Here is a 15,330-nt window from a genome sequence, read left to right on the forward strand (position 1 = left end):
AATTTCTCTCGCGCGACCCGATATTAGTTTCAGCTGTAACGGTCAATCCGCCTAGACCGCCACGGGGGCGCGCAGCACGCCTTGGGGCTGGTAATCGACGACCTCGAAATCCTCGAAACGGTAGTCGAAAATCGTATCGGGCACCCTGTGGATGAGAAGCCGTGGCTCTCCCGCGGGTTCCCGCGCCAGCTGCGCCTTCACCAGCTCGCCGTGGTTGAGATAGAGGTGCGTGTCGCCGCCACTCCACACCAGTTCGCCCGGCTCAAGCCCCGTCTGCGCCGCCATCAAGCGCATCAGCAACGCGGCGCCGAACAGGTTGAACGGCAGCCCCAGCGCCACGTCGCAGCTGCGCTGGTAGAGCAGGCAGTTCAATCGGTCGCCCGCGACGTGGAACTGGTAGGTCTTGTGGCACGGCGGCAGGGCCATGCGATCGAGCTCGGCGACGTTCCAGCCCTCGATGATGTGGCGGCGGCTGCCGGGATTGGTCTTCAGGCTTTCCACGACCTCGGCCACCTGGTTGATGCCGGGGCCCTTCTCGTACTTGCCGTCCGGGCCGTAGCGGTAGGTCGGCCAGTCGACCCATTGCTTGCCGTAGACCGGGCCGAGATCGCCCCAGCGCGCGGCAAAGGCCTCGTCCTCCACGACGCGGCGCTCGAATTCCTCCTGGCCGATCGCTTCGCCGCTCGCCTCGCGGTATTTCTTGAGCGGCCAGTCGCTCCAGATCGTCACGCCCTGCTGCAGCAACGGGCGGATGCTGGTGCTGCCGGTCAGGAACCACAGCATCTCCTTGGCCGCGGCCTTCCAGAACACCCGCTTGGTGGTGAGCAGCGGCACGCGGTTTCCGCCGAGGTCGAAGCGCAGCATGGTGCCGAAGACCGAGCGCGTGCCCACGCCCGTGCGGTCCACCCGCTCGTCCCCGTGCTCCCAGATGTGACGCATCAGGTCGAGATACTGCCATTCGGGATGGCGCGGCTCGCCCATGTCAGACCTCGTGATAGCCGCGATACCATTCGACGAAGCGCGGCACGCCCTCGGCAATGGTGATGGTCGGCGCATAGCCGAGGTCGTTGGCGATCGCGTCGATATCGGCAAAGGTGCGGGTGACGTCGCCCATCTGCATCGGCTGCCAGTCGATCTGCGCCCGCGTGCCGCAGGCCTGTTCCAGCACGGCGATGAAATCCGTCAGCTTTTCCGAGCGGTTGTTGCCGATGTTGTAGAGCGCGTGCGGCTTGACCGATCCGCCCGCCTTGACAGCGCCGTCGTCCGCCGGCGGACTATCGAGCGCGGCCACCACGCCGGCGACGATATCGTCGATGTAGGTAAAGTCGCGCCACATCTCGCCTTGGTTGAACACCTGGATCGGCTCGCCCGCAAGGATCTTCTGGGTGAACTTCCAATAGGCCATGTCGGGCCTGCCCCACGGGCCGTAGACGGTGAAGAACCTGAGGCCCGTCTGCGGCAGGCGGTAGAGGTGGGCGTAGGCCTCGCTCATCATCTCGTCCGCGCGCTTGGTGGCGGCGTAGAGGCTGACGGGGTGGTCGGCCCGGTCGGTCACCGAGAACGGCATCTTCTCATTGCCGCCATAGACCGAGCTTGAGCTGGCATAGACCAGGTGCGCCACCTGCCGCCGCCGCGCCAGTTCGAGCACGTTGGCATGGCCGACGAGGTTGGACTGCACGTAGCTGGCCGGATTGTCGATGGAATGGCGCACGCCCGCCTGCGCGCCGAGGTGGACGATGGCGTCGAACGCCTCGCCCGCGAGCGCGGTTTCGAGTGCATCCATGTCGGCGAAATCGAGGCGGCGGAAAGCGAAGTCGCCGCCCTTCGCGCGCACCCGCTCCACCCGGTCCTGCTTGAGCGCGGGATCGTAATAGTCGTTCATCGCGTCGATGCCGACCACGCCGTCGCCGCGCGCCAGCAGCGCCTCGGACACGGCCGCGCCGATGAAGCCTGCCGCGCCTGTTACCAGCACCCGTGTCACTGCCCGCCTGCCTTTCGTGTCGTGCCGCTCCTGATGGCAAAGCGACGAGCGCGGCGCAATGGCACGGGAGGGTTATGATGGCGTGAAAAGAGCGGTTGCCAGCCGCGCGAGCGCTGCCTATAGGGCCGCCTCTGCCTCGCAGGGGTCCGCCCCTGCAACGCACCGGTCGGGGAGTAGCTCAGCCTGGTAGAGCACTGTCTTCGGGAGGCAGGGGCCGGAGGTTCGAATCCTCTCTCCCCGACCAATTTGCCCTTTCAACATCCTCCAGCGATGATAGATCCACCTTCGTAATCGAGGGGGATTATCATCATGCGGGAATATCTTGGCGCCGTTCTGTGCATTGGACTTCTGGCTGCTCCGGTTGCGAGCCAGGCGGGCGCACTAGAGTGGATAGAGCAGGCCTACGACCGGTTCAACGCAGAGGCGGGCTATTCGAACGAAAGCGCGAACGATTGGTTCGCGGGTCGCGTCAATCAGGGGAATGCCTGGATAGTCAATTTCACACCGCAGCAGAGCGGGCGCTTCCGCTTTGTCGGCGCGTGCGACAGCGATTGTTCCACTTTTCGCGTGACAGTGCTCGACTTCCGGGGAACCGACGTGGCACGGCAGATCGGATATAGCGGTTCGACAACCACTTACGCCTATCTCGCCGCGGGACAAGCGTACCGCATACAGTACTATCCCGAAGACTGCGACGCACCGTGGTGCTACGTCGTCGGCGCGATCTACGACTGAGCCGACACGCAGCTTTGTTTCAGGTCGGCACCAGTCAGCCTGCCGCCAGTTCCTTCAGCCGGTTGTCGAAATAGGCGATGGTCTTTTCCAGCCCCGCGTCGAGCGCCACTTTCGGTTCCCAGTCGAGCTTTTCCTGTGCCTTGGAGATGTCCGGCTTGCGCTGTTTGGGATCGTCTGCGGGCAGGTCGTGGAACACCAGTTCCGACCTTGCCCCGGTCTTCGCGATCACCTTTTCGGCCAGCTCGACCATGGTGAACTCGCCCGGATTGCCGAGGTTGATCGGCCCCGTCACGTCGCTTTCACTCTCCATCAGGCGGATGAAACCCTCGACGAGGTCGTCGACGTAGCAGAAGCTGCGCGTCTGCGAGCCGTCGCCGTAGATGGTGATGGGCTCGCCCTGCAAAGCCTGCACGATGAAGTTCGAGACCACGCGCCCGTCCGCATGATGCATCCTGGGCCCGTAGGTGTTGAAGATGCGCGCGACCTTGATCTCCACCCCGTGCTGGCGGTGATAGTCGAAGAACAGCGTCTCCGCGCACCGCTTGCCCTCGTCGTAGCACGAGCGCGGGCCGATGGGATTGACGTTGCCCCAGTATTCCTCCGGCTGCGGATGGACGTGAGGGTCGCCGTAGACCTCGCTGGTGCTGGCCTGGAAGATCTTCGCCCCCAGCCGCTTGGCGAGGCCCAGCATGTTGATCGCGCCGTGCACCGACGTCTTGGTCGTGGCGACCGGATCGTGCTGGTAATGCACCGGGCTCGCCGGGCAGGCGAGGTTGTAGATCTCGTCCACCTCGACGTAGAGCGGGAAGGTGACATCGTGGCGCATGAACTCGAAGCGCGGGTTGTCGTGCAGGTGGTCGAGGTTGCGCTTGGTACCGGTGAACAGGTTGTCCACGCACAAGACCTCGTGCCCTTGGCCGAGCAGGCGGTCGATCAGGTGCGAGCCGATGAACCCGGCACCGCCGGTCACCAGGATGCGCTTCCGGCTTTCGTAAAGTCTCGGCAAGAATGCCTCCTTCGATGGACGGTTCAGCCCCGCCCCTGCTGCTGAAATTCGCGAATGAGCAGACGAATGGTCTGGAAATACCACGTCTTGTAAGAGGCGTAGTGGAAGCCCACGCCGCCGTCGAGAAAGCCGCGCTTACCCACGTAGGCCATCACGAAATAGAACCAAGGATACCACCACTGGGCGAGATGGCGGTACTTGAAGCGCTGGCGCGGAGTGAAATGCTGCCAGCGCGCCGGATCGCTGGCGATATCCGCGTAACGCCGCGCTTCCCACAGGGCGTAATCCTTGTGACGCTCGATGAACTTGGCGAGGCCCTTGTAATCGCGGTGGTCTATCGGCGCGGCGATCTCGCCTACCTTGCCCTTGACGATAGGGTGCTCGTGAATTTCCATGTCAAGCTGGCTCCACCCGTCCTCTGCAATTCGCTCATATAAAGCGGAACCGACGCGAAACAGCGCCAGCTTGCGCTGCGCCAGTCCGTGCCGCATAGGCTTGCCGAGAAAATAGTTGGTGTAATTAAGCCAGTACCCATCGAGTCCGCCGCTTGCCAATTCGGCCTCGAGCGCGTCGCAGAAAACATCATCGACGAATTCGTCGGCATCCAGAAACAGAACGAAGGGAGTTGTCAGCGGCTCGTTCAGCAGGAACCAGTTGCGCTTTTTTGGATACTTCCCGTCCCACGTGAAATCGACAACGCGCGCTCCGTGCTCCTGCGCGATCTGCGGCGTGCGGTCCGTGGAGGCGCTGTCGATCACCACCACCTCTGCGAAACGGCCCAGTCGTTCGAGACAGCGGGCGAGATTCGCCTCCTCGTTCTTGGCCGGAACGGCGACGGTGACAGGAAGGACGGTGCTCGACATTGGGGCGCGAAGGACACTCGGACTGCGGGACTGCGGCAATGCAGCCGATCTGATGCGGCTGCGCCTTTGCGCACATTTGCTGCCAACTGCAAGGGGCGAACCGATAACGCGGCCTTCGGTAACCCGCTGATCCGGCGAGACTTGCCCACCGCCGACTTAGCGTTTACCGCGCCAGCGCCCTTCGAAATCCCCTTTCTCAGTCGAGTATTCCAATGACCGCAATTCTTGGTTTGAACGCCTTTCACGCGGATTCCGCCGCCTGCCTCGTGATCGACGGCAAGCTGGTCGGCGCGGTGGCCGAGGAGCGGCTGGGCAAGCGGCTTAAGCACACCAGCGAGTTTCCCGCCAATGCAGTGCGCTGGCTGCTGGCGGACAACGGCCTGAAGCTGTCGGACGTCGACTATGTCGCCCTGCCGCGCGACACCCGCGCCAACCGAGGGGCCAAGGCCGCCTACATCGCCGCCAACCCGGTGCGCGGATTGCGCGCGGCGATGGAGCACCTGCGCCGCTCCAGCACCACGCAATCGATGATCGAGAAGCTGGCCGAGATCTGCGGCGAGGATCCGGCGACCGTGAAGTTCGAGACCGTGCCGGTCGAACACCACATCGCCCACGTCGCCTCGTCCTACTACTGCTCGCCCTTCGACGGGCTGACCGCGGGCTTCTCCTACGATGCCTCGGGCGACTTTGCCTCGGCCATGGCCGTGCGCTGCGAGGGGCCGCGCATGGAGGTGCTCGACCGCGTGACGCTGCCCGACAGCCTCGGCTTCTTCTACACCGCGCTGTGCCAGTACATCGGCTTCGACAGCTTCGGCGAGGAGTACAAGGTCATGGGCCTCGCGCCCTATGGCGAGGACAAGTACGCCGACGTCATGCAGAAGCTGGTCGTGCTGCCGGAGGACGGATTCTTCCGCCTCGGCAAGGGCTACTTCGGGATGCACGAAGGCGGCGCGAGCGGCGAGATGACCGAGGACGGCCATCTCGTGATGGGCCGCCTCTACACCGACAGGATCGTGGCCGAACTCGGTCCGGCGACCCGGCGCGGCGAGATCACCCAGCGCGAGATGGACATCGCCAAGTCGGTGCAGATCCGTTTCGAGCAGGCGTCGATGCACTCGCTCCAGCGGATGCACAGGCTCGTGCCGAGCGAGCAACTGGTGATGGCCGGCGGCTGCGCGCTCAACGGCGTCGCCAATGCCCGCATCCTGCGCGATACGCCCTTTACCACGCCCTATCTTCAGGCCGCCGCGTCGGACGACGGCACCTGCCTCGGCGCGGCGATGTGGACCTGGCACAACGTCGTCGGCAGCCAGGAACGCTTCCACATGAAGCACGCCTTCTGGGGTCCGCAGTACAGCGACGAGGAAATGCGCCGCGTGGCGACAAGCGCCGGGCTCCACGTCGTCGAATGCGCCGACGAGGCCGAGGTGGTGGAGCGCGTCGCCAGGCACATCGCCGACGGCCTCGTGCTCGGCTGGTACCAAGGTCGCAGCGAATGGGGCCCGCGCGCGCTGGGCAATCGCTCGATCCTCGCCAACCCGGCGATCAAGACGATGAAGGAAACGATCAACGCCAAGATCAAGCGGCGCGAATCCTTCCGTCCCTTCGCGCCCAGCGTACTGCAGGAGGATGTCGGCGAATACTTCGAACAGGACATCTACAGCCCGTTCATGATGCACGTCACCAAGCTGAAGCCGCAGTACCGCGAGGCCCTGCCGGCCATCACCCACGTCGACGGCACGGGCCGCCTGCAGAGCGTCGATCCGGACAGCAACGCGCTGTATTACAAGCTCATCTCGAAGGTGAAGCAGCACACCGGCTACGGCGTGGTTCTCAACACCAGCTTCAACGAGAACGAGCCGGTGGTCGACACCCCCCAGCAGGCGCTGGACTGCTTCCTGCGGACCGACATGGATGCGCTGTGCCTGGGTCGTTACCTGCTTGTGAAGAGCGGCGCGAACTGAGGCTTCCGGGCTAGAGGCGGACGAAAGCGGGGCGCTCGCCGCCCTGCGTCAGCCAGCGGCGAAAGGCGGCCATGTCGCGCCCGCTTGACGGTCAGATCAAAAATTCTTCCATCCAGAACCTCAGCCGCGGAGAACCATCGCCTCCCGCTGTGCCGGCGTAAGCGTCTTAGCTTGTCCCATTGACCAGCTCTGCGCCTTAGTTTGTCTTAAATTTCGATGAACGAAGGACGTTCGGCTTTGCCGGCCACCCAGTTGTACAAGGCGACAAAGGAGTTCGCAGCTTTCTCAGTAGAAAATTCTTTGGAGATCCACTCGCGACCGTTGGCACCCATTGCTTCTCTTTTTCGCGAATTGAGCTCCATCGCTTCGCGCAACGCCTTAGCGAGCGGCTCCACCCCCAAGTCGATGTACCAACCACATTGGTTGCTTATCAGACCAGACCAAGGAGCGTTTTTGCTACAGATCACCGGAGTCCCGCATGCGAGAGCTTCCGCAACAGCGATTCCGAAATTATCGCTTCGCGTCGGTAGAACAAAAATAGAAGAGCGTTTCAGAGTTTCTATTTTTTGCGCTCCGAATTCACCAGGACTGAATTCGACCTGACGTAAATTTAGGGTCTTCACTCGCTGCTTCAAGGTATCAACGAAACCGACTTCAGACGGACCAACAATCCTCAGCTTCCAATCGGGAAAGTCTGATTCGACTTTACCCCATGCTTCAATGAGCAAATCTGTCCCCTTTTTCGGGTGGACGCGACCTAGATGCAGCACGGTGTTCGTCTTTGCAGCGTCATCGCTGACAGTCCCGAAAGGTTTAAGATCTACGCCAAGAGGTATAATCGCGACGGGCCCGCGAAATCCCAACGACCGAATTTCGTCATGTTCCAGCCTGCTCGTGGCATGATAACACGAAGCCGCTTCAATAGCTCGTCTTTGAAAACTGTTCCAAAGGATCTTCTTGCGCAAAGCTGAGTAGCTGCGAGCCGCTGGAGACAGCATACCATGCGGGGATAAAATGACTGGTACATTCAAAGCCCTAGCTAGCATTGAGCCCTGTGCTGATGGCAACTGCCATAGTCCATGGGCGTGCAAAACCACATGACGACCCATTTGTTGCACATCAGCTATTTGGCGAGTCAATTCGCTCAACAGAGCGCGAGAATATTTCAATTTGCGTAACAAAGGAACTTTGTGAAAATCGACCGGGAAATAGTATGTACCTTCCCCATTCCCGATACCGGTGGTCAAGATTATTGCCGGGGACCCCGCCTCGATCAAACTGTTTCTCAGCTCATCGACTGCCACGCCCACCCCATTCGCGGGACGCGCAAGGTCAGTAACAACGTGCAGAGATGTCATCGTCAATTTCGCACTCGCCGTTGACTGTTTCTAATTTCGGATAAGAGGCTGAAGGATGTCCAATACCCGCCGTCGAAAAACCGCAAAACCAAACCTCTCGCGCGTCCGCCTGGCTAGGTCCGGATCACGTGTTCCGCTGCTTATCAAAGACGCGGTAAACAAGGCTGGGAAACCTTCGAGAGATGAACAGTGCCCCAGTTCGCCGTGGCACAAAGCATCCGGACTGCCGCCCACATTCAATCCGATAGCTGGCGTTCCGCAAGCCATGGATTCGACAAACACGATACCGAACCCCTCCCCTGTCGATGGCAAGGCGAACAGATCGGCAGCCCGATAGAGATCAGGAAGATCTTCGGCAGGCACGATCCCAAGAAAATCAACAAGGTTCGAAATGCCTAAGCGATCTGCCAACTGAACGAGACGCTCTCGATCGTCACCATCCCCTGCGATAAGATATCGAATTTTCTCTCCGTCCTGATTTTGACGTGCGACCAGATCCATTACGAGATCATGCCCTTTATAGCCTCGAGCATCTTCCCTGCCGTCAAGCCGCGCGACACTTAAGACCACTTTTTCGCGGGAATCGATTTTGAATTTGTCTCTCGCCGATTGGCGATCGCCCGGGACGAATTGCGGCCCGACCGTACATGAAATTACAGAGAAACTGTCGTGTTGCGGAGACGCTACGGCGAGCGCGCGATCACGAGTGTCATGACTAACTGCTATCAGCCTGTCACATTGCTCTAGAGGTGTACGATAAAGCTTCGATACGGGTTTCCAAATCTCGTCCCCATGTAATTGGATAATTAGGCGAGCATTAAATAGGCGCGCCAGTAACAGCGCGAGTGGCCCGTGGTAAAGGTGGCCACAATAAATCACATCGGGCCGCGCGCGAACACATTGCCTGAGCGCTTCAATGCTGTACGATAACCGAGAGCGGTGGGGAGGCAATTGGCGCAATTTGGGGGGCGTCACAAAGTGCTGTGAGTGTAGAGTGCGTGGGAGAACAACCACTTCATCCACAAAACTTGCAGAGATTGCGCTCTCGAGAAAATCGCGACTATACTGCGCGATTCCGCCATAGCCTCCATACGCGTCAGTAACCAATGCAAGCAAACGCAATTTGTTCACTCCTTAAATTTGATCATGAGAAGTTACACTGACGACCTTAATTCTCACCATCGTGAAGCACTTGAGACCGAAATCGTGGATTTTCGTGCTACAAATGCGTGTGAAGTCGAAAAAAGCATTTTGCTCTTCAGCGGTACTAGTGATCAACAACGGTTTCTTTCTGCGTCAGGGAATTAGGGTCGACTGGGCCACAGCCATGCCAAGGATTGGGATTGTTTGCCAGCGAAGATTGGTCCTTCTTAGGTGCGAAGTGATTGAGGGCTGATTTGAACCCTTGGCAAATCATCGTCACCCTGCAACGCAGAAGACCCTGATTTCTAGCCCGCGTCCACGCAAGGACATGAAACTAGCGGTGGCAGTTCCCCAGACTCTGCATTCCGCCTAATCGAGCAAATCAATCTACCGGCCTCCAGTCGCACGTACAAGCGATTAGATTGCAGCGCTACGATTCTAATTGGCCGATCATCGGTGCGTGGCGAAATACTCCTTTTTCTCAAAACTCTCGCGCTTGTTAAGGTCCAGATGGCCTTACGAAGCCTGATATTCGCGCGATATTCATGGGTGCAACGCCAAGAATTAGGTTCTAAGAGCAATCAGTTGCGCTCTCTAATCGTTCTCATCTGCTGTTTTATCGCTGTTATCGACATACTATACTTATCCCGATCTAGCAGGACCCGTTGCCAACGGGTTTCAAAGGCCGATGCCGCCGCGGCAGCGTCTCAAGAGCTTGCAGTACTCCGTCAGCCGCACTGTCCAAGCTATAATGAGCAATCCGCTCTGCGATGGCCCACTGCGTAGGAGGATCGTCCATGACCGAAACAATTGCGGCGGCGAGCCCCGCCACATCGCCGACAGCCACCATCCTGCCTGCAGCGCCGTCCGCTGCGAGGTCAGGCGCACAACCGCAGGCATCGGAGACGATAACCGGTTTCCCACATGCCATTGCCTCGTTCGCGACGAGACCCCACGTTTCCGAGCCGTCCGATGGCAATATCAGCACATCTGACGCAGCATAGGCAGGTGGCATTTCCGTTTGATTGCAGAAGCCTAGCATGTAATGCGGCAGCCCAGCCGCTTGGGCCTCTGTCCGGATAGCATTCTCGAGAACGCCAGACCCGGCGACCAGCAATGCGACCTTGCGCCCTTGAGTTTGGCACATGGCTAGTGCTTTCACTGCGTCGAGCGGGCGCTTGCGCTTTATCAGCTTGCCCGCGAAAAGCACCACGAAGGCGTCGTCTGCAATTCCAAGTTCTTCGCGCATCCGCTGTCGTTCCGCGGGCTTAGTGCGGGCCGCGAACCAGTCGTTGTCGACACAATGCGGAGAGAAAAAGAGGCGGCAATCAGGGTAGCGGTAATGGCGATAAAAAGCGCGGGATCGCTCACCGACATACAATGCGCGATCGAACAGACGTAAGAATGGCGGGTTTGCTATCGCCTTGGCCAGCCGTTTTACGGGCGAGGCAGGCATAGCAAGGTTGCTATCGCCGCGCACCAATGCGGGGAGGCCGTGTCGTTTGGCAGCCAAGAGCGCCTGCCGATAACTCTTGAGGTACCAGCCGAAGATAAGCACGGCATCGAAATTTCCGTCGCGCAAATGTCTGCCGATTTCAGGTGTGTCGCACCCGGCAGAATCGCTGGTACCAGGGCGCGTCGAAACATTCGTCAAGAACGTCGACGAATAACCTTCAAGCAGGTCCACATCCCAAGAGAAAGCCTTGCCGAAATCCACTGCGCCAAGCTGGTCGGGACTCGGCTGAAAAGCATAGAAAACTTCCAGCTCACATCTCCGGGCCAGCGTGCGGAACAGCGGCGCGTAATATTGGATCGGATGCGATACGACCACGGCAAGGCGCGACTTGCTGTTCATCGTTGCGCCATTAGCTTTTCGAACACATCGGCATACTGCCGGGCAACGTTGGCCCCGGTATACTCGGCATAGCTTTCCAGCCTCGCGCGGGGAATGGTATCACCTTGCGAGCGCAGACGTTCCAAAGCCTCTACCAATTCGTCCTGACGGGAGAGAAGATCATCGGCCTTAGTGAAGCCAAGAGCGATTCCTCCACCCGCCTTGACCAGCGAGCGATGCGCATCGCTCCGTTCGTGAAACAGTGACAGGTAAGGCCGCTGCGACATCAGGAACAGCGAAAGCTTGGAGGCGGTGTAGTGTGCTTCTTCCGAACCCAGCATCAGTCCTGCATCAGACCGCGAAAGCGCATAAAGCGCGTCTACGTAAGGTAGTCGCTGCGGAATTTCGTTGATTAGGTCAGCGATACCCGCTCGTTCGGCCAGCGGCATCACCCGGTATTCGGACGGATTATTGGGCTGAGCTGTCGTGCCGATGAAATTGACCTTAACGTTTGCCGCGGCGTCTGGGTACCGCTCCCGCCAAGCCGCTAAGCCCTGTAAAAATGCCTTCAGCGTCGGCAATACCATGGGCCAGATCGTGCCGGGATATGTAAGGTTCCATCGGCTCTCGTCGATGGCGGAGGTGATGGGCGCGGCGCCGCGACGCAAAGCCTCGAAATCAGCGGGGTCGGAGCCGATGGGAATGGCCGTTACATCCTGCGGACCAAGCGCGTCGTAGCGTGCCACCAGCTTGCGCGCCTGTTCCTGCGATACGGTCGTCACATGCGAAGCGCCAGTTATGGCGCGCGGCTCCATCAGCTTGGAAAGGGCGTGGGATACTCCACCTTTGGACAGAAACGGCAGCGTTTCCCCCCAATCGGAATGCCATGGATCTTGAAAATCCAGCACAACCGGCACGCTGAATGTGCGCTTGATCCAACCCGATAATAACATTGGATAGAATGGTGCGCCCGTGATCAGCACCGCGTCGATCCGTCGGCTCCGCATCAGGTCGGTCATGGCGCGGCGGATACTGCGATAGCCGCGTAAACCAATGTCTCCCAGTCCAAACGGGCGGGCGTAGGCCTGATCTAAGGCATCGACTCGGACGAGTTCCACCGACGGATCGACGAGTTTCGCCAGTTCAAAATCCGCCGGCTCCTCATAAAACCTCTCATTCACGCTGACCACGATCGGGGTCCATCCAGCCCCCGGCAGATTGTTTGCCAAGTGCCGCGCGCGGTGCACCCCGGCCAGCGCCGAGGGCGGAAAATAGGGGCTGACGATGATGCAGGTGCGGTCCATTACGAGGCTTTAAGAAACGGCAGCGTATACCGCAATCGCTTGCTGAACTTCCCGAGGATTAGTGAACGAGAGGCCTTCCGGGATACGCTTGGGTCGGTCGAGCGCCGAAAGAATTCTCTCATTTAGAAAACGCGGACTGCCGCATCGACGAGCGGACCCAGCAGCCAACCGTGCTAGGCTTCGAAGGTCCGCCGTCCGGACTTGTCACGACTGGAAGGTCCGCGACGCCTCAGGGGCACGGCACGATTGTAGTTTGCGATCCCCACCGTGGGCATCGGTCGCGAGCATGAGGACGTGCATCTCAGGCCGCCTCGCTCGCCGCTTTGTCGTCCATGGTCCAGTGCGCCAGCAAATGCCCGGGTTAGTCGCGCATTTCCGCCATCGGCAGGCTGCGCGCGCCATCCTTCAATCCCTTGATCCAGTCGCCCAAGGGGATCGAGAGCCCCATCTTGCTGCGGTTGATCACCGCGTCCGGCAAAGGCCGAGCGAGGCTGCGGTGCCATGGCCGCGCGCAGGAGGCCGAACAGGTCGAGCCGGTTCAGCCCCTCGGCCACCACGGCGGGGTCCAGCAGGGCATCGAGTTCCCACGGCATCCTCAGGCCCCGGCGAAGGAACCAAGCGCCGGGAAAGTGCCGCGTATTCGAGCATGCCGACGGCCTTCGGGCTGACGCCGAAGCGCTGGGGCCCCGACCAGCATCACGCCGCGGCGGATGGCGGTGCCCAGCAGCGGCACGGCGGCAGGCGCGGCCAAGGTCTTGACCCAGCGTGGCACGTCGCGGAACGAGGGGTAACCGCCCATCAGCTCGTCTCCGCCGACACCGGAAATGGCGACCTTCAGCCCCAGCTCGCGCGCGGCCTTGGAAACAAACCAGGTGTTGATGCCGTCGATCGACGGCTGGTCCATCGCCGCGATGATGGCGGGCAAATCGTCGGTAAACTCCTCGGCGGTGACGACGCGGGTGGTGTGCCGCGTGCCGTAGGTCAGCGCCACGCGCTCGGCCAAGGGGCTCTCGTCGGCGGCCGTACCCCGATACTCGGCAAAGGATAGGGTGACCCTTTCGATCGCGCTCTGCCCGGCATCGCACATAAGACCCACGAGCGCGCCAGAATCGATCCCCGCGGAGAGGAAGGCGCCGACCGACACGTCGGCCACGAGTTGCTGTCTAACCAGACCTATTGATAGAAATAGTGAGGATCTTCAAGCGATAGACCATCGCGCGCTCCGGCCCAGCTCTTCGCGAAAGTGGTGGCAATCACGTCATAGCGAAGGGGGGCCCTCACTGCGCCACCGCTTCTTTTTAGAGAAAGGAGGCGAGCATGCCAACCAGCGCCGTGACCATGTCCGGCCCGCGCTCTGTTAATAGGAGCAGCAGCGCCTTGGCATCACTATCGCTGCGAAAAGCGCCCTCAGTCTTCAGCTCGGAGCGCAAATCGCGGTAGCTGTAAACTTCGCCGGTGAAGGTAACGTCGTAGCGCCGATTCTCGGCGGATATATGGTGCGCGACGCCCCCGGTCAGGTCGATTGTGGCTATGCGCGCATGGCCGAAGCCCTTGCCACCAGCGCCGCCCTTGTGAACTGCGCAACGATGCCCATGATTCCGCACATGATAAGCGCGGGCCCTTGTTGCCAGCAGTGTGACAGACATGGCCGCGGGCGCGCGGGCTCACTAGCGATTTCGTGGCGAAAGCGTTCGTTGCACCAATCCCAACCATCGACGCATATTCGGCAGAGCGGAGTAGACAAAAATAGAGATCATCACGATCCAAATGACGATCCCGGCAAGCAACTTTTCGCCACCGATACCAATATCGCTCATATCGACCATCAGCACGGCCGCAATTCCCCCGCCGATGATCCCACGCGTATGCTGGCCCTGCGTCATACGGCGGTAGAAAAGGCCCAGCCCACAGCCTAGCGTGAAGAGCGCAGCCATCATCCCCAATTTGCCGAAATCGATGTAGGCATCGCCCATGTAGCCAATGGAAATCTGCGTGCCCTGCTCGATACCCGAAACGCCCAGCCCGGTGAATTCGTTGGTGTGTTCGGACTCGTCGATCGGCTCCTTGTTGGGAAACAGGACGCGCGGCATGAACGGCCGGGTAATGCCACTGGCTGCGATCGCTCCCTCGGTATGCGGCCGGATGGCCGGCACGTAGCTGATCGCCGCGCCGAAGAACTGGGTGTAGGAAATTCGGTCGGCCAAACTGCTGAGCGCCACGCCGATATCGTCTGCCGAAAGCTGTGTCGACAAAGTCACCATGCGCTCCACCTGCTGCGAGCGCGACACGAGCACGGTTTGCGAGCGGGTGCCCTGGTTCACGTATTCGCGATAGTCGAGCTTGATCGCCGTCCAGACCGTACCGAGGAAAACCGCGACGGTCGCTGTCAGGGCAAGAAGCGTCACCTGCTTGCTGGTCATCCGCGGCGCCGCACCCAAAATGCCGAGGAAGGCATAGATAAACACCAGACGGAAAGAGGAAAAATATCCACCGAGCGAGAGCAAAAATTCGAAACCAAAGATTGCCAGCCAAACCAGTTTGTAACCGCGGGTCTCGGCGAAGACCGCATAGGTCAAAATCAGGAAGAACGCCCATTTGAGCGACGCCAGAGCCAGAAGAGGTTGAGACAGGCCGCCCGAAAAACGGCTGAGCTCGAGTAGGATTAATGAAGTCACCATCGAGACGAGATAGGCGGTGATCCATTTTCGCACAGGCACCGCAAGGACTTGTTGGCGGACCAGTACGCTGGCCTCTATCGTGGTTGGGCCGGCAAAAAAACGCAGGCCCGCCACCACGCACAGCAAACCCGTTAATGTGAGCGCCACCGCGGTCTCGTGGGCACCTGGAGTTGTCGTCTGCTCGTATACCGTCATGCCCGAGAAAAAGGCGCGAACCAGATTGAGGGAGGATTCAAGCCACTGGTAACCGAAGAAGAACAGCATGCTGGGGATCTCGTTCGGTCGCCACAGCAGGCCGACGCCAAGCACCAATACCACCAGCGAAAGCAGGCCGAGCGCCGGGTGCGGGCCAAGCAGGAGAATCGCCCCCAGCACGGCGGCGACAAAGCCGAAGTAGGGCGGAAAGACGAATATCCGCGCGCGCCGGGGCGCGGTCGGCAAGGGCATCGCGCGAGAGGCCATCG

At 60.3% G+C, this 15,330-nt stretch carries 13 protein-coding genes and 1 tRNA gene; 3 read left to right on the forward strand and 11 right to left on the reverse strand.

Going from position 1 to position 15,330, the window contains the following annotated elements; genetic code table 11:
- Positions 1 to 51 precede the first annotated feature (51 nt).
- Both thyA and AAW00_RS04575 read right to left on the reverse strand, forming a co-directional pair.
- Positions 52 to 981 carry a thymidylate synthase gene (thyA, locus tag AAW00_RS04570; RefSeq protein WP_047003083.1) on the reverse strand — a complete coding sequence of 310 codons (930 nt, stop codon included), beginning with the start codon at positions 979 to 981 and terminating at the stop codon, positions 52 to 54.
- A gap of 1 nt (position 982) precedes the next feature.
- Entirely contained in the window at positions 983 to 1,981 is a 999-nt protein-coding gene (locus AAW00_RS04575) for an NAD-dependent epimerase/dehydratase family protein (protein WP_047003084.1), read from the reverse strand.
- 167 nt (positions 1,982 to 2,148) lie between these two features.
- Between AAW00_RS04575 and AAW00_RS04580 the strand changes: the two genes are divergently transcribed.
- Both AAW00_RS04580 and AAW00_RS04585 read left to right on the forward strand, forming a co-directional pair.
- Positions 2,149 to 2,225 (forward strand) — tRNA-Pro (locus AAW00_RS04580).
- Between the two features lie 65 nt (positions 2,226 to 2,290).
- Complete coding sequence (locus AAW00_RS04585) at positions 2,291 to 2,716, forward strand: hypothetical protein (protein ID WP_047003085.1); 426 nt, start codon at positions 2,291 to 2,293, stop codon at positions 2,714 to 2,716.
- A gap of 34 nt (positions 2,717 to 2,750) precedes the next feature.
- Here AAW00_RS04585 and AAW00_RS04590 read toward each other — a convergent pair whose 3' ends face one another.
- Together AAW00_RS04590 and AAW00_RS04595 are read right to left on the reverse strand one after the other, a co-directional pair.
- The gene (locus tag AAW00_RS04590; protein WP_047003086.1) at positions 2,751 to 3,722 is read right to left on the reverse strand and encodes a UDP-glucuronic acid decarboxylase family protein; all 972 of its coding nucleotides are present in this window, start codon (positions 3,720 to 3,722) and stop codon (positions 2,751 to 2,753) included.
- A gap of 23 nt (positions 3,723 to 3,745) precedes the next feature.
- The gene (locus AAW00_RS04595) at positions 3,746 to 4,585 is read right to left on the reverse strand and encodes a glycosyltransferase family 2 protein (RefSeq protein WP_047003087.1); all 840 of its coding nucleotides are present in this window, start codon (positions 4,583 to 4,585) and stop codon (positions 3,746 to 3,748) included.
- Between the two features lie 212 nt (positions 4,586 to 4,797).
- Here AAW00_RS04595 and AAW00_RS04600 point away from each other — a divergent pair, with 212 nt between their 5' ends.
- Positions 4,798 to 6,549 carry a carbamoyltransferase family protein gene (locus AAW00_RS04600; RefSeq protein WP_047003088.1) on the forward strand — a complete coding sequence of 584 codons (1,752 nt, stop codon included), beginning with the start codon at positions 4,798 to 4,800 and terminating at the stop codon, positions 6,547 to 6,549.
- 206 nt (positions 6,550 to 6,755) lie between these two features.
- Here AAW00_RS04600 and AAW00_RS14555 read toward each other — a convergent pair whose 3' ends face one another.
- From AAW00_RS14555 to AAW00_RS04625, 7 genes are all read right to left on the reverse strand, one after another.
- Positions 6,756 to 7,907, reverse strand: a complete 1,152-nt coding sequence (locus AAW00_RS14555) for a glycosyltransferase (protein ID WP_082124908.1) — start codon at positions 7,905 to 7,907, stop codon at positions 6,756 to 6,758.
- 30 nt (positions 7,908 to 7,937) lie between these two features.
- Positions 7,938 to 9,029: a glycosyltransferase gene (locus tag AAW00_RS14560; RefSeq protein ID WP_162199408.1), complete on the reverse strand. Its 1,092-nt coding sequence runs from the start codon at positions 9,027 to 9,029 to the stop codon at positions 7,938 to 7,940.
- A 673-nt stretch (positions 9,030 to 9,702) separates the two neighbouring features.
- Positions 9,703 to 10,905, reverse strand: coding sequence for a glycosyltransferase family 4 protein (locus tag AAW00_RS04605; protein WP_047003089.1), 1,203 nt, complete (start codon positions 10,903 to 10,905; stop codon positions 9,703 to 9,705).
- On the reverse strand, positions 10,902 to 12,188 hold the full coding sequence (locus tag AAW00_RS04610; protein ID WP_047003090.1) for a glycosyltransferase: 1,287 nt from the start codon (positions 12,186 to 12,188) through the stop codon (positions 10,902 to 10,904). The genes AAW00_RS04605 and AAW00_RS04610 overlap by 4 nt, the downstream gene beginning before the upstream one ends.
- Positions 12,189 to 12,783: 595 nt before the next feature.
- Entirely contained in the window at positions 12,784 to 13,365 is a 582-nt protein-coding gene (locus AAW00_RS04615; protein ID WP_082124910.1) for an asparagine synthase-related protein, read from the reverse strand.
- Positions 13,366 to 13,486: 121 nt separating this feature from the next.
- Positions 13,487 to 13,834, reverse strand: coding sequence for a class II glutamine amidotransferase domain-containing protein (locus tag AAW00_RS04620; protein WP_047003092.1), 348 nt, complete (start codon positions 13,832 to 13,834; stop codon positions 13,487 to 13,489).
- A gap of 21 nt (positions 13,835 to 13,855) precedes the next feature.
- Positions 13,856 to 15,328, reverse strand: a complete 1,473-nt coding sequence (locus tag AAW00_RS04625; protein WP_206539314.1) for a hypothetical protein — start codon at positions 15,326 to 15,328, stop codon at positions 13,856 to 13,858.
- Positions 15,329 to 15,330 lie beyond the last annotated feature (2 nt).

The organism is Aurantiacibacter luteus, assembly GCF_001010945.1.
Lineage (GTDB): Bacteria > Pseudomonadota > Alphaproteobacteria > Sphingomonadales > Sphingomonadaceae > Alteraurantiacibacter > Alteraurantiacibacter luteus.

What these genes read in the sequence shown, in the direction of transcription:
- thyA (WP_047003083.1), bottom strand. Translation starts at nt 981, where the DNA reads ATGGGCGAGCCGCGCCATCCCGAATGGCAGTATCTCGACCTGATGCGT.
- AAW00_RS04585 (WP_047003085.1), top strand. Translation starts at nt 2,291, where the DNA reads ATGCGGGAATATCTTGGCGCCGTTCTGTGCATTGGACTTCTGGCTGCT.
- AAW00_RS04595 (WP_047003087.1), bottom strand. Translation starts at nt 4,585, where the DNA reads ATGTCGAGCACCGTCCTTCCTGTCACCGTCGCCGTTCCGGCCAAGAAC.
- AAW00_RS04600 (WP_047003088.1), top strand. Translation starts at nt 4,798, where the DNA reads ATGACCGCAATTCTTGGTTTGAACGCCTTTCACGCGGATTCCGCCGCC.
- AAW00_RS14555 (WP_082124908.1), bottom strand. Translation starts at nt 7,907, where the DNA reads ATGACATCTCTGCACGTTGTTACTGACCTTGCGCGTCCCGCGAATGGG.
- AAW00_RS04605 (WP_047003089.1), bottom strand. Translation starts at nt 10,905, where the DNA reads ATGAACAGCAAGTCGCGCCTTGCCGTGGTCGTATCGCATCCGATCCAA.
- AAW00_RS04610 (WP_047003090.1), bottom strand. Translation starts at nt 12,188, where the DNA reads ATGGACCGCACCTGCATCATCGTCAGCCCCTATTTTCCGCCCTCGGCG.
- AAW00_RS04620 (WP_047003092.1), bottom strand. Translation starts at nt 13,834, where the DNA reads ATGTCTGTCACACTGCTGGCAACAAGGGCCCGCGCTTATCATGTGCGG.
- AAW00_RS04625 (WP_206539314.1), bottom strand. Translation starts at nt 15,328, where the DNA reads ATGGCCTCTCGCGCGATGCCCTTGCCGACCGCGCCCCGGCGCGCGCGG.